This window comes from Cronobacter universalis NCTC 9529, from assembly GCF_001277175.1.
GTDB classification, from domain to species: Bacteria; Pseudomonadota; Gammaproteobacteria; order Enterobacterales; family Enterobacteriaceae; genus Cronobacter; species Cronobacter universalis.
The window spans coordinates 3,198,324-3,218,469 of record NZ_CP012257.1; the positions used below are offsets into that span (position 1 = coordinate 3,198,324).

Genomic DNA, 20,146 nt, shown 5'->3' on the forward strand with positions numbered 1-20,146 from the left:
AATGTCGCAAATCAGCGACACTGCAATCCCGCCGCTGTCGCAATTTACCGACACATGCCGAAACCGCACACGACAGAAAAAGATACGTAAAGAAAAAGGCCTCTTGCGAGGCCTTTATCAGGATTAAAACGAACTGCATTAACCGAGCTGCTTGCGCGCGTTGCGGAAGATGCGCATCCACGGGCTGTCCTCGCCCCAGTTCGCCGGATGCCAGGAGTTCGCGACCGTGCGGAACACGCGCTCCGGGTGCGGCATCATGATAGTGACGCGCCCGCTTTCGCTGGTGACGGCAGTGATCCCGTTCGGAGACCCGTTCGGGTTCGCCGGGTAGGTTTCCGTCACCGCGCCGAAGTTATCGATATAGCGCAGCGCCACCAGGCCTTTGCTTTCAAGCGCCGCCAGATGCGCGTCGTCGCGCACTTCCACGCGGCCTTCGCCGTGGGAAACCGCGATCGGCATATGGGAGCCGGTCATGCCGTCCAGCAGCAGCGACGGGCTGGCGGTCACTTCCACCAGGCTAAAGCGCGCTTCAAAGCGGTCGGACTGGTTACGCACAAAGCGCGGCCACAGTTCGCTGCCGGGGATCAGTTCGCGCAGGTTGGACATCATCTGGCAGCCGTTACAGACCCCGAGCGCCAGCGTCTGCGGGCGGTGGAAGAACTCGGTGAACTCGTCACGCACGCGGTCGTTGAACAGAATGGACTTCGCCCAGCCTTCGCCCGCGCCCAGCACGTCGCCGTAAGAGAAGCCGCCGCAGGCGACGAGCGTGTGGAAATCGCCGAGACCGCGACGACCGGCGAGCAGATCGCTCATATGCACGTCGATGGCGTCAAAGCCCGCGCGGTGGAACGCGGACGCCATCTCGACATGAGAGTTCACGCCCTGCTCGCGCAGTACCGCGACTTTCGGGCGCGCGCCGGTGGCGATAAACGGCGCGGCGATATCTTCTTTGATATCGAACGTCAGTTTCACGTTGAGGCCCGGATCGCTGTCGTTGGCTTTCGCCTGGTGTTCCTGATCCGCGCACTCCGGGTTGTCACGCAGGCGCTGCATCTGCCAGGTGGTTTCCGCCCACCACATGCGAAGCTGGGTGCGGCTTTCGCTGTACACTACGTGGTCGCCCGCCGTCAGCGTAAAGCGATCGCCCGCGACCGCCTTGCCGAGGTAGTGCGTGCACTCGCCAAGACCGTGATCTTTCAGCACGCGCTCTACCTGTTCGCGCTCGGCGGCGGCAATCTGAATCACCGCGCCCAGCTCTTCGTTAAACAGCGCCGCCAGCGCGTCGTCGCCGAGAGCAGCGATATCCGCTTCAATGCCGCAGTGACCGGCAAACGCCATCTCCGCCAGCGTCACCAGCAGGCCGCCGTCGGAGCGGTCGTGGTAGGCCAGCAGTTTACGCTGCGCCACCAGCGCCTGGATGGCGTCATAGAAGCATTTCAGTTGCCCGGCGTCGCGCACGTCGGCAGGTTTGTCGCCAAGCTGGCGATAGACCTGCGCCAGCGCCGTCGCGCCCAGCGCGTTATGACCGTTGCCGAGATCGATAAACAGCAGCGCGTTATCTTCGGTGGTGAGTTCCGGCGTAACGGTGCGGCGCACATCTTCCACACGGGCGAAGGCGGAGATCACCAGCGACAGCGGCGAGGTCATCTCGCGTTGTTCGCCATCCTGCTGCCAGCGGGTTTTCATCGACATCGAATCTTTACCGACCGGAATGGTCAGGCCGAGCTGCGGGCAGAGCTCCTCACCCACCGCTTTGACGGCGGCATAGAGACCGGCGTCTTCGCCAGGGTGCCCCGCCGCCGCCATCCAGTTGGCGGAGAGTTTCAGGCGTTTGATGTCGCCGATTTGGGTCGCCGCAATGTTAGTGAGCGCTTCACCCACCGCCAGACGGGCGGAGGCGGCGAAGTCCAGCAGCGCCACCGGCGCGCGTTCGCCCATCGCCATCGCTTCGCCGTAGTAGCTGTCGAGGCTTGCGGTCGTGACCGCGCAGTTCGCCACCGGCACCTGCCACGGGCCGACCATCTGATCGCGCGCCACCATGCCGGTCACGGTGCGATCGCCAATGGTCACCAGGAAGGTTTTCTCCGCCACCGTCGGCAGATGCAGCACGCGCTTCACCGCGTCGGCAAGCGTGATGCCTGTACGATCGAACGGCCGGCCTTCGGCCTGTAAACGCGTGACGTCGCGGGTCATTTTCGGGGTTTTGCCGAGCAGAACGTCAAGCGGCATATCCACCGGCTGGTTGTCGAAGTGACTGTCGTTAAGCGTCAGGTGCTGCGCTTCGGTCGCCTCGCCAATGACGGCGTACGGCGCGCGCTCGCGGCGGCACAGCTCGTCAAAGAGCGCCAGCTGTTCGGGCGCCACGGCCAGCACGTAACGCTCCTGGGATTCGTTACACCAGACTTCCAGCGGGCTCATGCCCGGCTCGTCGCTTAAAATATCGCGCAGTTCAAAACGCCCGCCGCGCCCGCCGTCGCTCACCAGCTCCGGCATAGCGTTGGACAGGCCGCCCGCGCCGACGTCATGGATAAACACGATTGGATTGGCCTCGCCAAGCTGCCAGCAGCGGTCGATTACTTCCTGGCAACGGCGCTCCATCTCCGGGTTATCGCGCTGTACCGAGGCGAAATCGAGATCGGCGTCGGACTGGCCGGACGCCATCGAGGACGCCGCGCCGCCGCCGAGGCCGATATTCATCGCCGGGCCGCCGAGCACAATCAGCTTCGCGCCAGGCGGAATGTCGCCTTTCTGCACATGGTCGGCGCGGATGTTGCCGATGCCGCCTGCCAGCATAATGGGCTTGTGGTAGCCGCGCAGCTCTTCGCCGTTGTGGCTGGCCACTTTCTCTTCATAGGTACGGAAATAGCCGTTCAGCGCAGGGCGACCGAATTCGTTGTTGAACGCCGCGCCGCCGAGCGGGCCGTCGGTCATGATGTCGAGCGCGGTGACGATACGATCCGGCTTGCCGAAATCTTCTTCCCACGGCTGCTCAAAGCCCGGAATGCGCAGGTTCGAAACGGAAAAGCCCACCAGCCCCGCTTTCGGCTTCGCGCCGCGGCCCGTCGCGCCTTCATCGCGAATTTCGCCGCCGGAGCCTGTCGCGGCGCCCGGCCACGGTGAAATGGCGGTCGGGTGGTTGTGCGTTTCCACTTTCATCAGAATGTGCGCTGGTTCCTGATGGAACGCGTAGCGGCCCGCTTCATGATCGGCGTAGAAACGGCCCACGGAAGAACCTTCCATGACCGCCGCGTTGTCTTTATACGCGGAGAGCACGAAATTCGGGGTCTTCTCGAAGGTGTTTTTGATCATCTTAAACAGCGACTTCGGCTGTTTTTCGCCGTCGATAATCCAGTCGGCGTTGAAAATTTTGTGGCGGCAGTGCTCAGAGTTGGCCTGCGCGAACATGTAGAGTTCGATGTCGTTCGGGTTGCGCCCCAGGCGGGTGAACGCGTCATGCAGATAGTCGATTTCATCATCGGCCAGCGCCAGTCCCAGACGCACGTTGGCGTCCACCAGCGCCTGGCGGCCCTGCCCCAGCAGATCCACGCTCTGTACCGGCGCGGGCTCGTGGTGCGCGAAAAGCTGCGCGGCGTCTTCCAGCGCGCCGAAAACGCTCTCCATCATGCGGTCATGCAGCTCAGCCGCAATATGGCGCCAGGCGTCGTCGCCCGCGGTCGGATCAACGTCGAGGTAATACGCCACGCCGCGCTCCAGGCGTTTTACCTGGGCGAGCCCGCAGTTATGGGCGATATCTGTCGCTTTGGAGGACCAGGGAGAGATGGTGCCGGGACGCGGCGTTACCAGCAGCAGTCGGCCCGACGGCGCGTGGCCCGCAAGGCTCGGTCCATATTGCAGCAGGCGCTCAAGGCGCGCGTGCTCTTCGGCATTCAGCGGTGCGGCGAGGTCAGCGAAATGGACATACTCGGCATAAATGGTCTTCACCGGGAGGTGAGCGTCTTTGAAACGAGCCAGCAGTTTATTAATACGAAATGCCGACAGAGCGGGCGAACCACGCAGAATTTCCATCATCTAATCTCTCGTCTTCGAAGCGCCGGAGGGCACCTCAGTGGGCGCAAGGGGGAAAACGGGCGTCATTATAGTGAATCCGGCGCGCTGACGAAACCGTTTGCGTAGAAATAAAATCCCGCCGTCGCGTTAACGTTTGGTGTGGCCGATTCCTCTAATTAGTTGCCAAGTGGCGCTTTGTTACGCAAAATGCCGCTCCATGCCATTCAAACGAAACGGTTTACTAACGATTGTTCGCTGAGCCCCGGGGCAACGCAGAGAATTAACTAATTGAAAAAATTAAAGCTTAATTATCTGCTCATCGGCGTCGTTACCCTGCTGCTGGCAGTGGCCTTATGGCCGGCCATTCCCTGGTCCGGCAAAGCCGATAACCGTATCGCCGCGATTCAGGCGCGGGGGGTTTTGCGCGTCAGTACCATCGCCACGCCGCTGACCATGTACCGCGCCGGTGAAACTATCTCCGGGCTCGATTACGAGCTAAGCCAGGCGTTTGCCGACTATCTGGGCGTAAAGCTGGAAGTCACCGTGCGCCAGAACATCAATCAGCTCTTTGACGATCTCGACAATAACGAGGCCGATCTGCTCGCCGCAGGCCTGGTCTATAACGAAGCGCGCAGCCAGCACTACCAGGCGGGCCCGATTTACTACTCGGTCTCGCAGCAGATGGTTTACCGCGTCGGCAGCCTGCGTCCGCGCAGCCTCGCCAGTATCAAAGAGGGGCAACTGACCATTGCGCCCGGCCATGTGGCGCAAAGCGAGCTGGAACAGCTCAAAGCGACCAAATACCCGGACTTAAGCTGGCGCGTCGACCCGAAACTCAGCAGTAATGAGCTGATGTTACAGGTGGCGCAGGGCACGCTGGATTACACCATCGCCGATTCGGTCGCCATCGGCTTGCTCCAGCGCGTCCATCCGCAGCTCGCGGTCGCGCTCGACCTCAGCGACGAACAGCCGGTGACGTGGTTCAGCCGCCGCAGCAGCGATAATTCGCTCTCCGCCGCCCTGCTCGATTTCTTTAATCAGATCAATGAAGACGGCACGCTGGCGCGTCTGGAGGAGAAGTATCTCGGCCACGGCAACGATTTCGATTACGTGGATACCCGCAGTTTCCTGCGCGCCGTGGACAGCGTGCTGCCGGAGCTGCAGCCGCTCTTTGAGAAATACGCGACCGATATCGACTGGCGGCTGCTGGCGGCCATCTCGTATCAGGAATCCCACTGGGACAGCCAGGCCACCTCCCCTACCGGCGTGCGCGGTCTGATGATGCTGACCCGCAATACGGCGCAAAGCCTGGGCCTGACCGACCGTCTCGATGCCGAACAGAGCATCAGCGGCGGCGCGCGCTATCTGAAAGATATGATGAGCAAAGTGCCGGAAGGCGTGCCGGAGGAGGAGCGGATCTGGTTCGCGCTGGCGGCCTATAACATGGGCTACGCGCATATGCTGGACGCCCGCGCGCTGACGGCGAAGCAAAAAGGCAACCCGGATAGCTGGTCGGACGTAAAACAGCGGCTGCCGCTGTTAAGCCAGCGGCCCTATTACAGCAAGCTCACCTACGGCTACGCGCGCGGGCACGAGGCTTACGCCTATGTGGAAAATATCCGTAAATACCAGATAAGCCTGGTCGGCTATCTGCTGGAGAAGGAAAAGCAGGCCGCCGCGGCGGCGCAGCCTAAGCTTGTGCAGAGTTACCCTGCGAATATTACGCCGCAGGGTCTGTTCCCGTCGCCGTTTTCGCCGCTTCCTTTAGGGCCTTTTTCTCAAGCCGGCGCTGTCGGAAAAACGCACTCAACATTGCCGAACACTCTGTCGCCAGTATCCCCTCGATAACCTGCACCTGATGGTTCATGCCGGGGTGTCCGGTGATGTCCATCAGCGAGCCGATCGCGCCGGTTTTGGCGTCGCGCGCCCCGAACACCAGCGTGCCGATACGCCCGTGCACCATCGCCCCTGCGCACATGACGCACGGCTCAAGCGTGACATACAGCGTGGTATCCAGCAGACGGTAGTTTTGCAGCACCAGCCCGCCCTGACGCAGGGCCATGATCTCCGCGTGCGCGGTCGGATCGTGGCGGCCAATCGGGCGGTTCCAGCCTTCGCCGATAACCTGATTGTTGTGTACCAGCACCGCGCCTACCGGCACTTCACCCTCGTCCCAGGCGCGCTGCGCCAGCGTCAGCGCATGGCGCATCCAGTATTCATGGGTGAGTTCAGTCTGTGACACAAGCTTCTCCGGGAGTATAAGGCGGGCGGCATTATACACACCGTTTATGGGTTGCGAAACGCGCCTTATTCGAGCTGCTGGAGCTGCCCCTGCGGGGTGACGCGCCAGCGGTGCTGGCAGAAGTAAAGCAGCGGGTTATCTTGCTTGCTGTCGCTGTAGCCGCTGTAGAGACGCAGCGGCGTGCCAATCTGGCGCTCCAGCTGCGCCACTTTTTCATGGCCGAGGCAGCGCAGCGTCAATACCCAACCGCCAAAACGGCGCTCCATCTGACTGGCGATAACATTCACGCGCGGCAGCCACGGGGTATCGTAATAGACCTGCTCCACCAGCGTCTGCGGCGAGCCGGTGATGAGCCAGACGTCGGCGTCGGTGCTGGTGAGGTAGCCGGTCAGGCGCTCATGCACCACCGGAAAGGTGACGACATGGGTGCGAAACCACCCGGCGAAGGATTTTTCCAGCGTTTTCAGACGCGCCTCGCTGTGGCCGAAGGTACAGCCCCAGAGCAGCAAACTCATCGGCCAGCGGGCGGCGCGCCCCTTGATTAACAGCCCGCCCAGGATAACGGGCAGCAGAGGAATAACCAGCAGCAGGTTGAGCGGCTGACGCCGCAGCAGATAGCGCATAAAGGTGCCGAACATATCCTGTTGATGCAATGTGCCATCCAGATCGAAAAACACTACCCGACGCTCGTTATTGGCCAAACCTTACTCCTCTGGATCGTTGAAGCCCAGGAACCACGTAAACAGAAAACCGGCGATCACCGCTACCAGATAGCCTAACAGATAGAGCATCACTTTTCCGGTCACGATGGTGAGCGCCAGCGGTAGCCCGGAAATGCCGAAAGTGATGACCGTCGCCACTTTAAAATAGCTGATAATCGCGCCGCCTGCCGCCCCGCCAAGGCACGCGCCGATAAACGGCTTGCCCAGCGGCAGCGTCACGCCGAAAATGAGCGGCTCGCCGATGCCGAGCAAACCGACCGGCAGCGCCCCTTTGATCACTTTTTTCAGCCGGGCGTTGCGGGTTTTCAGCAGCACCGCCAGCGACGCGCCAATCTGCCCGACGCCCGCCATCGCCAGAATCGGGAATAGCGCGTTATAGCCGTGCGCCTGAACCAGCTCGACGTGAATGGGCACCAGCCCCTGATGCAGGCCGGTGAGCACCAGCGGTAAAAACGTGCCCGCCAGCACCGCGCCCACCAGCAGCCCGCCTTTATCAATAGCGAGCGACGCGCCGTGCGCGATGGTTTCTGAAATCCAGCCGCCGAGCGGTTGCAGCGCCACAATGGCGATCGCGCCGGTAATGAGCGTCGTCAGCAAGGGGTTAAGGATAAGCTCCACCGACACCGGCAGCAGATTACGCAGCTTTTTCTCAAGCCAGCACATCAGCATCACCACCAGCAGCACGGCGATAACACCGCCGCGCCCCGGCTGTAAGGGCTCGCCGAAGAGCGTAATCTGCGCCAGCTGCGGGCTGGAGAGAATGCCCGCCATGACGCCGCCCATCGCCACCGAGCCGCCGAACACCCGCGCGGCATTAACGCCGACCAGGATATTCATGATAGCGAACACGGCGCTGCCGAAAATGCCGAGCAACCCCAGCAGGTTCGGATAGCTGGTGGCGAAGCCGCCGACGATATCCGGGCGTTTGAGGATATTGATAATCCCGGTAATCAGCCCGGAGGCGATAAACGCCGGGATCAGCGGAATAAACACGTTCGCGAGCTGGCGCAGCGCATCGCTCATCGGCGCTTTATAGCGCGCTTTCGCCTGGGCTTTCGTGCGTGCGGCGTCGTCAATCGCCGGTTCGGTGGACGTCGCGCCCTGCATCTGCGCGCGCATCGCGTCGACGATTTGCGCGGCGCGTCCGGGGCCCGCAATCAGCTGATGCTGCTCGCCCTGCTTCACATAGCCGCTGATGCCGGGCAGCGCCTTCAGCGCCGGGAGATCCATCAGGCTCTCGTCGCGCAACTCAAGGCGCACACGCGTCATGCAGTTTTCCAGCCGTAAAATATTGCCCTCGCCGCCCACGCCTTTGAGGATGTGCGTGGCGAGCGTCGCTGATTTTTCCATACGTTACGTCCCCTTACGGCTGCAACGCCGCTCTTAAAAAGCCGTTATGCGCCGCGAGACGCGCGTGGGCGGCCTGCGCGTCCAGCCCGGTCAGCACCATTAAAATGGCGGGTTTCACTTCATAATCGGTTTGCGCGAGCACCGCTTCGGCCTCGTCGCGCGTGACGCCGGTCGCTTCCATTACCATCCGGCAGGCGCGATCCACCAGTTTGACGTTGGTCGCTTTCATATCCACCATCAGGTTCTGGTAGACCTTGCCGCACTTCACCATCGCGCCGGTGGAGATCATGTTGAGTATGAGTTTCTGCGCGGTACCGGATTTGAGACGCGTGGAGCCGGTGAGCGCCTCCGGGCCCACCACAGGCGAAATGGCGATTTCCGCCGTTTCGGCAATCGGGGAACCAGGGTTACAGGAGATGGCCGCCGTCGCGCAGCCCAGCGCGCGGGCGTATTTCAGGCCGCCGATGACATACGGCGTGCGCCCCGATGCCGCCAGCCCTACCACCATATCGCGCGCGGTAAGCCCGATGGCTTTAAGATCGTCCTCGCCGAGCTGCGCGTTATCTTCCGCGCCTTCGACGGCTTTCAGCAGCGCGCCGGGGCCGCCTGCGATAAGCCCGACCACCACGCCATGCGGCACGCCGAACGTTGGCGGGCACTCCGAAGCGTCCAGCACGCCGAGGCGCCCGCTGGTGCCAGCGCCCATGTAGATGAGCCGGCCGCCGCTGTTTAGCGCCGCCGCCGCCGCATCCACCGCCTTCGCCACCTCCGGCAGCGTTTCACTGACGGCGTGCGCCACACGCTTGTCTTCTTCGTTAAAACGCATCAGCATCTCAAGCGTCGGGAGCGCGTCGAGATCCAGCGTGGCGGGGTTTCGGGTTTCTGAGACCAGCGAGCCAAGATTCATATTGCACCTCTGAATTTTTAATTCATAATGATGACGCTATAATGGAATATAAAATTCAAAGTGGCGAGTCAATTTCCCGGCAATGAAAAGCCGATCACACTTAATCCAGCCGGAGGCGTTGATGAATACCCTGATCCTTATCCGCCAGCGATACCCGACGCTGGCGCAAAGCGACCGAAAACTTGCCGACTTTTTGCTTCAGTTTCCCGACTACGCCCGTCATCTCAGCTCGCAGCAGCTGGCAGCGGAAGCGGGCGTCAGCCAGTCGAGCGTGGTGAAGTTTTCGCAGAAGCTGGGCTATAAGGGGTTTCCGGCCCTGAAACTCGCCATCAGCGAAGCGCTCGCCAGCCAGAGCAACATTCACTCGGTAGCAGTGCATAACGAGATCCTGGGCGACGATCCGCTGCGTCTGGTGGGCGAAAAGCTGATTAAAGAGAATGTCGCGGCGATGCACGCGTCGCTCGATATCAACCCGGAAGAGAAACTGCTGGCGAGCGTCGGGCTGCTGCGCAACGCGCGGCGCATTGTGCTGACCGGCATTGGCGCGTCCGGGCTGGTGGCCAAAAACTTCTCCTGGAAGCTCATGAAAATTGGCCTCAACGCCGTCGCCGAACAGGATATGCACGCGCTGCTGGCGACCGTACAGGCGATGGAGCCGGAAGATTTGCTGGTGGCGCTTTCTTACTCCGGCGAGCGGCGCGAGATTAACCTGGCCGCCGACGAAGCGCTGCGCGTGGGCGCGCGCATTCTCGCCATCACCGGTTTTACGCCGAACGCGCTGCAACAGCGCGCGACGCAGTGCCTCTATACCATCGCCGAAGAGCAGGCGACGCGCAGCGCGGCTATCTCCTCCACCTCCGCCCAGATGATGCTCGCGGATCTGCTGTTTATGGCGCTGGTGCAGCAGGATCTGGAGAAAGCCCCGGAGCGTATTCGGCACAGCGAGGCGCTGGTAAAAAAACTGGTCTGAGTAACAAATGGGCGTATAATGCCCGCCCTGTTTGTGTTGTTTCTGAGATTTTCCTGATGGCGTTGCTAATCACTAAAAAATGTATCAACTGTGACATGTGCGAGCCGGAGTGCCCGAACGAGGCTATCTCAATGGGAGACAACATCTACCAGATTGACACCAGCCGTTGCACGGAGTGCGTGGGCCATTACGAGACCCCCACCTGTCAGAAAGTGTGCCCGATCCCCAACACGATTATTAAGGATCCGGCGCATGCAGAGAATGAAGAGCAGCTGTGGGATAAGTTCGTGCTGCTCCATCATGCCGATAAGATTTAGCTTTCGATAATCACCGTCGCGCAGGCGTAGTGCCGCTCGTCGGCAAGCGTGACGTGTACGGACGTCACGCCCATACGCGCCGCCAGCCGTTCAGCCTCATCCCACAGCCGCAGCTTTGGTTTGCCCAGTTCATCGTTAAACACTTCAAATTGATTAAACGCCAGCCCGTTACGAATGCCGGTGCCAAAGGCTTTGGCCGCCGCCTCTTTCACCGCGAAGCGCTTCGCCAGAAAGCGCACCGGCTGCTGGTGCGCCTGATACTGCGCCCATTCGTTCGCGCTCAGCACCCGCTTCGCCAGCCGGTCGCCTGAGCGGGAGATGACCGCCTCGATGCGGTCAATCTCCACGATATCGGTACCCAGCCCCAGAATCGCCATTAGCGACGCGCTTCCAGCATCAGACGTTTCATCTCAGACACCGCCTCTTTCAGACCGCTCATCACGGCGCGTCCGATAATCGCGTGGCCGATATTCAGCTCATGCATTTCCGGCAGCGCGGCAATCGCCTGGACGTTGTGATACGTCAGCCCGTGTCCGGCATTGACTTTGAGGCCTTTGCTCGCGGCGTAGGTAGCGGCTTTCGCGATACGCTCAAGTTCGCGCGCGCGGGTGGCGTCGTCTTCGGCGTCCGCATAGCAGCCGGTGTGGATTTCAATATACGGGGCGCCGACGGCCACCGCGGCGTCAATCTGCGCGTTATCGGCGTCGATAAACAGCGACACCAGAATGCCCGCCGCCGCCAGACGCTGGCAGGCGTCGCGCATTTTATCGAGCTGACCCGCGACATCCAGCCCGCCTTCGGTGGTCACTTCCTGACGCTTTTCCGGCACCAGGCAGCAGAAATGCGGTTTTGTCTCGCAGGCGATGGTCAGCATCTCTTCGGTGACGGCCATCTCAAGATTCATACGGGTATGGAGTGTCTGGCGCAGAATACGCACATCGCGATCGGTGATATGACGGCGATCTTCGCGCAGGTGAACGGTGATGCCGTCCGCGCCTGCCTGTTCGGCGATGAACGCCGCCTGTACCGGGTCCGGATAAGCCGTGCCGCGGGCGTTACGCAGCGTGGCGATGTGGTCGATGTTGACCCCTAACAACAATTCAGCCATGACAATCCTCGTAAATCGACAAAAAGTGCAGGCAGTTTACACCTGGTCGGGAAAGGCTGGCTATGGTTGCGCGGTCAGGCGGTTTCGCCTTCCGGCGGAAGCGGACGTTTTTTCGGCACGAACTGGCGAAACAGCTCGCGGCTCTTCAGCGGTTTGCCGCCGAGATACGGTTTGAGCGCCATACGCGTGAAACGCTTGGCGGCGCGCAGGGTGTCAACATCGGGGAATTCGCGGGTGGCGAGCGCTTTGAGCTGGCGGCCGGTAAAGGAGGTGTTGTCGATAACCAGGCTCGCGATAAAACCCTTCTCTTCGCGGTAGCGATAAGTCATGGCGTCATCGACTTCATCGCCGGTGCCTGCGCAGTGCAGAAAATCGACGCCATAACCCAGATGCCCCAGCAGCGCGAGCTCAAAGCGGCGCAGCGCAGGCTCCGGCGAGCCACTCGCGCCCGCCAGCGCCTGAATGCAGTGCAGGTAATCAAAGAAGAGTTCGGAAAAGCGGGTTTCCGGCTCCAGCACGCGCGCGACCAGTTCGTTAACGTACAGGCCGCTGTACAGCGTAATGCCGGAAAGCGGAAGCGCGAGCGAAACGGCTTCAGCGCTGGTGAGGTTTTTGACGTCGCCGCGCCCGCTCCAGCGCACCAGCAGCGGGGTAAATGGCTGAAGCGCGCCTTTGAGGTTAGAACGTTTGCGGCGCGCGCCTTTGGCGACGACGCGCACGCGCCCGGATTCTTCGCTGAACAGATCGATAATCAGGCTGGTTTCGCTCCACGGACGCGCGTGGAGCACAAAGGCACGCTGCCAGCCTTCCATCAGGCGGCCTTAAAGATCGTCAACGTAACCGAGACTGCGCAGGGCGCGCTCATCGTCGGCCCAGCCTGATTTCACTTTAACCCACAGCTCAAGGTGCACCGGCGCTTCGAACATGTCCTGCATGTCTTTACGCGCTTCGATGCCGATGGTTTTGATTTTGGCGCCTTTATTGCCAATCACCATTTTCTTCTGCCCTTCGCGCTCAACGAGGATCAGCCCGTTGATGTCGTAACCGCCGCGCTCGTTCGTCACGAAACGCTCGATTTCGACCGTCACCGAATACGGCAGCTCGGCGCCCAGGAAACGCATCAGTTTTTCACGGATGATTTCAGAGGCCATAAAGCGCTGCGAGCGGTCGGTGATGTAATCTTCCGGGAAGTGATGAATCGCCTCTGGCAGGTGCTTACGCACGATCGCCGCGATGGTATCCACATTCATGCCGGTTTCCGCGGAGATCGGCACGATATCGAGGAAATTCATCTGGCTGCCCAGGAACTGCAGATGCGGCAGCAGCTCCGCTTTGTCCTGCACGTTGTCGACTTTGTTGATAGCCAGAATGACCGGCGCTTTACCGTCGCGCAGTTTGTTCAGAACCATTTCGTCGTCCGGCGTCCAGCGGGTGCCTTCGACCACAAAAATCACCAGCTCGACATCGCCGATAGAGCTGCTGGCCGCTTTGTTCATCAGACGGTTAATGGCGCGTTTCTCTTCCATATGCAGGCCGGGGGTATCGACGTAGATCGCCTGATACTCGCCCTCGGTATGAATGCCCACGATACGGTGGCGCGTGGTTTGCGCCTTACGGGAAGTAATAGAAATTTTCTGCCCGAGCAGTTTATTCAGCAGCGTTGATTTCCCGACGTTCGGGCGGCCAACGATGGCGATAAATCCGCAGTGTGTTTTGGTTTCGCTCATTCCAGCTCCAGTTTTTTCAGCGCCTGCTCAGCGGCTGCCTGCTCCGCTTTACGGCGGCTGGAACCCGTGCCGACCACCGGTTCGCTCAGGCCACTTACCTGGCAGTGGATAGTAAATTCCTGATCGTGAGCTTCCCCACGCACCTGCACCACCAGGTAAGACGGCAGCGGCAGATGGCGCCCCTGCAGATATTCCTGCAGACGCGTTTTCGGATCTTTTTGTTTATCGCCCGGACTAATTTCATCCAGACGGGTTTGATACCAGGTGAGAATTAAGCGCTCAACGGTCTGGATATCGCTGTCGAGGAACACGCCGCCAATTAAGGCTTCAACGGTATCGGCAAGAATCGATTCGCGACGAAAACCGCCGCTTTTCAGCTCGCCAGGCCCCAGACGCAGGCACTCGCCCAGCTCAAATTCACGCGCGATTTCGGCGAGCGTATTGCCGCGCACAAGCGTGGCGCGCATACGGCTCATGTCGCCTTCGTCGACACGCGGAAAACGGTGATACAGCGCGTTCGCAATCACGAAACTTAAAATGGAGTCACCCAGAAACTCCAGACGCTCATTATGTTTACTGCTGGCACTGCGATGCGTTAATGCCTGCTGCAACAGATCCTGATGATGAAAAGTGTAGCCCAGCTTTCGCTGAAGCCGATTAATTACGATGGGGTTCATGCGATACCAATTAATGAATGCGTCAAAAATTCAGCACACGGAACAGGGCTGATGGGGTTCAAAGCTGTTTCGTGTGCCGTGGCTCCCTTGCGGGAGCCAGCCGGAAATCGTCGGGGGAATATTCTATACACAACGACAGGGGATGTCGTTAGTTCCAACAGATTTAATTCGTTAATGAATGCCGCCGATTCGATTCAGGCGCACGCCTGTCGGCCATTCGCCTTCCTGCTTCTCGAAACTCATCCAGATAGCGGTCGCTTTGCCCACCAGATTCGCCTCCGGAACAAAGCCCCAGTAACGGCTATCGGCGCTGTTATCGCGGTTATCGCCCATCATGAAGTAGTGGCCCGGCGGAACAATCCAGGTGCCGTTCTGCTGGCCCTGCTGACGGTAGTAAATACCGACCTGATCCTGCGCGATAGGCACCGTGAGAATGCGGTGCGTGACGTCGCCTAAGGTTTCCTTACGCTCGGTCAGACGAATACCGCCGTCTTTGCTTTCGTTCTTCGGCACCTGGAAGAAACCGCTGCTTGCTTCACCGCCGCTCTGGCGGCCAAAGGTCTGCACGAAATCGCTCGGTTCGACGTTCGAATAGGTGATTGGCAGCGCGTTCGCGCACGCCTGGCCTGAGCTGCAGTTCGGCTGGACGGTCACTTCTTTCGCCACCGGATCGTAGCTGACTTTATCGCCCGGCAGACCCACCACGCGCTTGATGTAGTCAAGACGCGGATCGCCCGGATATTTAAACACGGCGATGTCGCCGCGTTTCGGATGGCCGGTTTCAATAAGCGTCTTCTGGTAAATCGGATCTTTAATGCCGTAAGCGAATTTCTCCACGAGGATGAAATCGCCGATAAGCAGCGTCGGCATCATTGAGCCAGACGGGATCTGGAACGGTTCATAAATAAATGAACGTACCACCAGAACGACGGCCAGAACCGGGAATACCGACGCGCCGGTTTCCAGCCAGCCCGGTTTCGGGCCCGCTTTCTTCGACACGCCCGCGTCCTGCGCATCCGCGGCGGCAAGCGCCGCGCGCTCGCGGCGTTTCGGCGCGAAGATAAATTTATCCATGCACCACAAGATGCCCGTCACCAGCGTTGCGATGACCAGGATCAGGGCAAACATATTCGCCATGCCAACTCCTTAGGTTATTTACCGTCTTTCCCAACGTGCAGAATGGCGAGGAACGCTTCCTGCGGCAGCTCGACGTTACCGACCTGCTTCATGCGTTTTTTACCCTCTTTCTGTTTCTGCAACAGCTTTTTCTTACGGCTCACGTCGCCGCCGTAGCATTTTGCCAGCACGTTTTTACGCAGCTGTTTCACTGTGGAACGGGCAATAATGTGGTTGCCGATAGCCGCCTGAATGGCGATATCGAACTGCTGGCGAGGGATCAGATCTTTCATCTTCTCCACCAGCTCGCGACCGCGGTACGGCGCGTTGTCGTTGTGGGTGATCAGCGCCAGCGCATCGACGCGCTCGCCGTTGATAAGCACGTCGACGCGCACCATGTTCGAGGCCTGGAAGCGCTTGAAGTTGTAATCCAGCGACGCGTAACCGCGCGAGGTCGACTTCAGGCGATCGAAGAAGTCGAGCACCACTTCCGCCATCGGAATTTCGTAGGTCAGCGCAACCTGATTGCCGTGGTACACCATGTTGGTCTGCACGCCGCGTTTTTCGACGCACAGCGTGATGACGTTGCCCAGGTATTCCTGCGGCAGCAGCATGTGACACTCGGCGATAGGCTCGCGCAGCTCCTGAATGTTGTTCAGCGGCGGCAGCTTGGACGGGCTGTCGACATAGACCACATCGTCGTTGGTCATCTGCACTTCATACACAACGGTCGGCGCCGTGGTGATGAGGTCGAGATCGTATTCGCGCTCCAGACGCTCCTGGATGATTTCCATGTGCAGCAGGCCGAGGAAGCCGCAGCGGAAACCGAAGCCCAGCGCCGTTGAGCTTTCCGGCTCGTAGAACAGCGAGGCGTCGTTCAGGCTCAGCTTGCCGAGCGCGTCGCGGAAGGACTCGTAATCGTCAGAGCTGACCGGGAAGAGGCCGGCGTAAACCTGCGGCTTCACTTTCTTAAAGCCTGGCAGGGCTTTTTCCGCCGGGTTGCGGGCAAGCGTCAGGGTATCGCCTACCGGCGCGCCGAGAATGTCTTTAATCGCGCACACCAGCCAGCCCACTTCGCCGCATTTCAGCTCGGTACGGTCAATCTGTTTCGGCGTGAAAATCCCGAGACGGTCGGCGTTGTACGTCTGGCCGGTGCTCATGACTTTGACTTTGTCGCCCTTGCGCAGGGTGCCGTTTTTCACGCGGATAAGCGACACCACGCCCAGGTAGTTATCGAACCAGGAGTCGATGATCAGCGCCTGCAACGGGGCATCCGGATCGCCTTCCGGCGCAGGGATGTCGCGCACCAGACGCTCCAGCACGTCCTGCACGCCAACGCCGGTTTTCGCCGAGCAGCGCACCGCGTCGGTGGCGTCGATGCCGACGATATCTTCGATTTCTTCCGCCACGCGCTCAGGATCGGCGGCAGGCAGGTCGATTTTGTTCAGTACCGGCACCACTTCGAGATCCATTTCGATCGCGGTATAGCAGTTCGCGAGGGTCTGCGCTTCCACGCCCTGGCCTGCGTCCACGACCAGCAGCGCGCCTTCGCACGCCGCGAGAGAGCGGGAAACCTCATAAGAGAAGTCCACATGGCCGGGGGTGTCGATAAAGTTAAGCTGGTAGGTTTCGCCGTCGGAGGCTTTGTAGTCCAGCGTCACGCTCTGGGCTTTAATGGTAATGCCGCGCTCGCGCTCCAGATCCATGGAATCCAGCACCTGCGCTTCCATTTCGCGATCGGAAAGGCCGCCGCAAATTTGAATAATACGGTCAGACAGCGTCGATTTACCGTGGTCGATGTGAGCGATGATCGAAAAGTTGCGTATGTTCTTCATATAGCGAGATTTTTATGCCTTATAAATCCTGAGAGGCTCGGCGCAACGCGCGGTACTGAGCGTGATGTCTCTGGCTGTCTTATGCCTGAAACGCTGCATTCTACACTACAACCAGAAAGCGGGGAAACTGCGTCTGAGCTAAGCATAGACGGCGAATGAAAATCTCAGGAAAAGGACGCGTAAAACTACGCAGCCGGCGGTTACCGGCTGTCTGAGGGGGAAGAGGTTTCGACGCGCAGCGCGTCCGGCGGCAGGCCGACGCTGAGAATAACCGGCTGCCAGCTGTCACGAGACGCGAACCTCGGCGATAAACCGCGCGCCAGCAGAAAACCGCCCACGCCGCCCAGCGCAGCGCCGCACATCGCGGCGAGATCGGAGCCAAACAGCGCCTGGAACACCCCGGCCATGATCAACAGGCCAACCAGCGGCGATAGGTACACCAGCATCGCGGAGCCAAGCAGGCTGCCCTCGGCGATGCCCAGCTCAACTTTTTGCCCCGCAATCAGCGGCTGTTCGCTCGGCACGTTAATATAGTGCGTATTCTGCGGCCCCAGCTTGTTCAGCACGCGCGTGCCGCAACCGGCGCGGGACGCGCAATTGCTGCAGGAGGCCTTAACGTCGCAACTCAGTACGGCTTCGCCGTTTTGCCACGATACGACCGTGGCCCACTCTTTAATCATTGGGATGCCCTGAATTTAATGCTGCTCGCGATGCGCTTCGCCGTCGGCGGCGGCAACTCCCCCACCACCGTGATTTCGGCATTATTGCGCACTTCGGTACTGACGGTGCGTCTGCCGGTGCGCAGCATCTGTTCGGTGCTGTTGGCGCTGGCGCGGCTCACGTTAATAGAGAAGCTAAAGAGCCCGTCAGAGTAGAGTCGTGACTCTACCGGCGAATCGATGCCTGGCAACGGCCGGCGACTGCTGGAGATCTCGGTAAAGCCCTGCGGCAGCCAGGAGGCTGACCAGTCAAACTTCACGTCATCGCCTGCCGGTACGGAGAGCAGCGGCGGCAGCGAAGCTTTCGCCAGGTTCTGCATCATTGTGCCGGGCTTATCGTTCACGGTAAAGGAGACCACGCGGAACTGCTCCAGCGTTTCGCCGTCGCGATCCAGCAGATCGACGCGCATCGGCAGACGGGTGTCGCTGTCGAGCCAGGCGATGTAGCCATAGCGGGTGCCGTCACGCGCGACAACGCGGATCACTTCGCAAAGCCGGTCGGCAATGCGGGTGCGCCCGACGGAGATAAAGTCGTAGTACGGCGCGAGGCGGCGGAAATCGGTGTAAACCAGCGACGGCAGCGAATCGACGATGAAATCGCCATTCAGGGTAAACGGCTCAAGCCCTGGCTCGAAGTAGCTGATTTCCGAACCACGCTGCACGACTTCGCGACGCGGGCCGTCCAGCTGCAATAACTGTGCGAGGGGCTTATTGTCGAGCCTGGCGTGGCGATAACGTAAGGATTCCACACCCTGCTTGTTGATGCTGACAAATGAGAGCTCGTAATTGAGTGACTGGCTCGCCAGGTTCATCTGCTGCAACAACGCCTCGGACGATGCATCCGCCGAGGCGTTGAAGGAAACGAACAGGCTGCCCGTCAAGAGAGAGACGGCGCACCAAAGTTGCTTCATTACTGCGATTGAGTTCCTAAAGTCTGGTTACCAGGCACTTGTAAGGCGGCCTGCTGCGTCTGCGACTGCTCCAGCTGGAGCTGTTCAGCATGCAGACGGCGTTGCAGTTCGTAATCCTGCAACATCGCGTTGATGCGACGACGCTGTTCCTGAACCTGCGGCTGACCGCCTGCGGCGTTATTGTCCGCCGTCGGCACGCCGAGGCTGACCGGGCTGGCTTTGCCCATCATCGGCAGCGTGTTGAAAACCGGCGCTTCCGGCTGTGCGGTAGCATCAGGCTGACCGTTATAGTGCTGAACGCCGACAATCACCGCCAGCGACACGCACGCGGCCATACCGACCTGGGTGAGCTGGCTCGCCCAGGGACGCACTTTATGCCAGAACGGCATTTTGCTCCACTGATGCGGCGCGGGTTGTGATTCAGGGATGAGCGGCGCTGCATGGCGGGCGGGCTTGTTTTCGATAGCCGCCATCACGCGTGCGGAGATATCGAAATGAAGCGTTTCGCCGGTATCGCCGCGCAGGGTATCACGAATGAGGTGATAGCTTTCCCAGGTTTGCTGGAGCGCTTTGTCGTTTTCGACCGCGCTCAGCAATTCGCTGTCCAGTGCTTCCCCATCCATTAAAGCGGAAAGTTTTTCTTTCTGCATGCTTAATACCTTTTCCAGTATCCCGCTATCGTCAACGCCTGATAAGCGGTTGAACTTTATTATCAATGGCTTCCCGCGCACGGAAAATGCGGGAGCGTACCGTACCGACCGGGCAATCCATAATGGCCGCTATCTCTTCATAGCTAAGGCCATCCAGCTCCCGCAACGTAATTGCCATGCGTAAATCTTCCGGGAGTGACTCTATGGTACGGAATACGATCTGTCTCAGTTCCTCAGACAACATTAAGTTCTCTGGGTTCGAAATTTCTTTCAACGCGCCGCCGCTTTCGAAGTTTTCCGCCTCGTTGGCGTCCACATCACTGGACGGCGGGCGACGGCCCTGAGCGACTAAGTAATTTTTTGCCGTATTAACGGCGATACGGTAGAGCCAGGTATAAAATGCGCTGTCGCCGCGAAAAGAATCAAACGCGCGCCAGGCTTTAACAAAAGATTCCTGAACAACATCAGAGACGTCGCCTGAGGGGACATAGCGGGATACCAGATTCGCCACTTTATGCTGGTAGCGAATGACCAGTAAGTTAAAGGCCTTCTGATCTCCCTTCTGGACCCGTTCGACAAGGACCTGATCCGTTAACTGCTCGCTCATCCGAGGTAATGTCTCCCCAAACCTTAATTTCCACGCGTAATCGAAATGCCACCCGAACTCTGCATTGTGAGCAAGCAGAAGCTTAGAGCGCCGGTTGCCCGGAAAGTTCCGTTACGCCTTTGTTTTTGTGCGGCAATGGCGAACGCCGGTTCTACTCATTATATGTTCACAATCTGAATGACGGCCTGTAAGGACGTATTTTGTTGCACAGGCCGCTTGCAGGGTAACGCAACACCACCATTTTTTCACCTTTAAATCTCCGGGATGCGCGGCGTTACGC

The 20,146-nt window shown here is 59.8% G+C and carries 18 protein-coding genes and 1 pseudogene; 3 read left to right on the forward strand and 16 right to left on the reverse strand.

Annotated features, from left to right (window positions below):
* Positions 1–138 precede the first annotated feature (138 nt).
* Complete coding sequence (purL, locus tag AFK65_RS14750; protein WP_038856509.1) at positions 139–4,029, reverse strand: phosphoribosylformylglycinamidine synthase; 3,891 nt, start codon at positions 4,027–4,029, stop codon at positions 139–141.
* A 267-nt stretch (positions 4,030–4,296) separates the two neighbouring features.
* Between purL and mltF the strand changes: the two genes are divergently transcribed.
* Complete coding sequence (gene mltF / locus AFK65_RS14755) at positions 4,297–5,856, forward strand: membrane-bound lytic murein transglycosylase MltF (protein WP_038856507.1); 1,560 nt, start codon at positions 4,297–4,299, stop codon at positions 5,854–5,856.
* On the opposite strand, the pseudogene tadA reads toward mltF, so the two are convergent.
* The 4 genes and pseudogenes from tadA to murQ form a co-directional block, all read right to left on the reverse strand.
* A pseudogene (gene tadA / locus AFK65_RS21205) lies at positions 5,819–6,217 on the reverse strand (tRNA adenosine(34) deaminase TadA); the annotation flags it as partial. The gene mltF and the pseudogene tadA overlap by 38 nt on opposite strands.
* A 98-nt stretch (positions 6,218–6,315) precedes the next feature.
* Entirely contained in the window at positions 6,316–6,951 is a 636-nt protein-coding gene (gene yfhb, locus AFK65_RS14765; protein WP_007700658.1) for a phosphatidylglycerophosphatase C, read from the reverse strand.
* 3 nt (positions 6,952–6,954) lie between these two features.
* Complete coding sequence (locus AFK65_RS14770; protein WP_038856506.1) at positions 6,955–8,322, reverse strand: PTS transporter subunit EIIC; 1,368 nt, start codon at positions 8,320–8,322, stop codon at positions 6,955–6,957.
* Between the two features lie 13 nt (positions 8,323–8,335).
* Positions 8,336–9,229 carry an N-acetylmuramic acid 6-phosphate etherase gene (gene murQ, locus AFK65_RS14775; RefSeq protein WP_007700663.1) on the reverse strand — a complete coding sequence of 298 codons (894 nt, stop codon included), beginning with the start codon at positions 9,227–9,229 and terminating at the stop codon, positions 8,336–8,338.
* Positions 9,230–9,350: 121 nt separating this feature from the next.
* On the opposite strand from murQ, the gene AFK65_RS14780 reads away from it, so the two are divergent.
* Positions 9,351–10,199 carry a MurR/RpiR family transcriptional regulator gene (locus AFK65_RS14780; RefSeq protein ID WP_004387386.1) on the forward strand — a complete coding sequence of 283 codons (849 nt, stop codon included), beginning with the start codon at positions 9,351–9,353 and terminating at the stop codon, positions 10,197–10,199.
* A 56-nt stretch (positions 10,200–10,255) separates the two neighbouring features.
* Positions 10,256–10,516, forward strand: coding sequence for a YfhL family 4Fe-4S dicluster ferredoxin (locus AFK65_RS14785; RefSeq protein WP_004387385.1), 261 nt, complete (start codon positions 10,256–10,258; stop codon positions 10,514–10,516).
* On the opposite strand, the gene acpS is transcribed toward AFK65_RS14785, so the two are convergent.
* The 11 genes from acpS to rpoE form a co-directional block, all read right to left on the reverse strand.
* Positions 10,513–10,893, reverse strand: a complete 381-nt coding sequence (gene acpS / locus AFK65_RS14790; RefSeq protein ID WP_004387384.1) for a holo-ACP synthase — start codon at positions 10,891–10,893, stop codon at positions 10,513–10,515. The genes AFK65_RS14785 and acpS overlap by 4 nt on opposite strands.
* Entirely contained in the window at positions 10,893–11,624 is a 732-nt protein-coding gene (gene pdxJ, locus AFK65_RS14795) for a pyridoxine 5'-phosphate synthase (protein ID WP_007700675.1), read from the reverse strand. Before pdxJ ends, acpS begins: the two co-directional genes overlap by 1 nt.
* Before the next feature lie 74 nt (positions 11,625–11,698).
* A complete protein-coding gene (recO, locus tag AFK65_RS14800; RefSeq protein ID WP_004387382.1) occupies positions 11,699–12,436 on the reverse strand; it encodes a DNA repair protein RecO in 738 nt (245 codons plus the stop codon).
* Between the two features lie 9 nt (positions 12,437–12,445).
* Complete coding sequence (gene era / locus AFK65_RS14805; RefSeq protein ID WP_007700678.1) at positions 12,446–13,351, reverse strand: GTPase Era; 906 nt, start codon at positions 13,349–13,351, stop codon at positions 12,446–12,448.
* Entirely contained in the window at positions 13,348–14,028 is a 681-nt protein-coding gene (rnc, locus tag AFK65_RS14810) for a ribonuclease III (RefSeq protein ID WP_004387379.1), read from the reverse strand. The genes era and rnc overlap by 4 nt, the downstream gene beginning before the upstream one ends.
* A 171-nt stretch (positions 14,029–14,199) precedes the next feature.
* The gene (lepB, locus tag AFK65_RS14815) at positions 14,200–15,165 is read right to left on the reverse strand and encodes a signal peptidase I (protein WP_038856505.1); all 966 of its coding nucleotides are present in this window, start codon (positions 15,163–15,165) and stop codon (positions 14,200–14,202) included.
* Positions 15,166–15,179: 14 nt separating this feature from the next.
* Complete coding sequence (gene lepA, locus AFK65_RS14820; RefSeq protein WP_007700686.1) at positions 15,180–16,979, reverse strand: translation elongation factor 4; 1,800 nt, start codon at positions 16,977–16,979, stop codon at positions 15,180–15,182.
* A gap of 200 nt (positions 16,980–17,179) precedes the next feature.
* Positions 17,180–17,659: a SoxR-reducing system protein RseC gene (gene rseC / locus AFK65_RS14825; protein ID WP_038856504.1), complete on the reverse strand. Its 480-nt coding sequence runs from the start codon at positions 17,657–17,659 to the stop codon at positions 17,180–17,182.
* Positions 17,656–18,609: a sigma-E factor regulatory protein RseB gene (gene rseB / locus AFK65_RS14830; protein ID WP_032804823.1), complete on the reverse strand. Its 954-nt coding sequence runs from the start codon at positions 18,607–18,609 to the stop codon at positions 17,656–17,658. The genes rseC and rseB overlap by 4 nt, the downstream gene beginning before the upstream one ends.
* Positions 18,609–19,259: an anti-sigma-E factor RseA gene (gene rseA / locus AFK65_RS14835; RefSeq protein WP_007700695.1), complete on the reverse strand. Its 651-nt coding sequence runs from the start codon at positions 19,257–19,259 to the stop codon at positions 18,609–18,611. The genes rseB and rseA overlap by 1 nt, the downstream gene beginning before the upstream one ends.
* Positions 19,260–19,290: 31 nt before the next feature.
* The gene (rpoE, locus tag AFK65_RS14840; RefSeq protein ID WP_004387373.1) at positions 19,291–19,866 is read right to left on the reverse strand and encodes an RNA polymerase sigma factor RpoE; all 576 of its coding nucleotides are present in this window, start codon (positions 19,864–19,866) and stop codon (positions 19,291–19,293) included.
* Between the last annotated feature and the right edge of the window lie 280 nt (positions 19,867–20,146).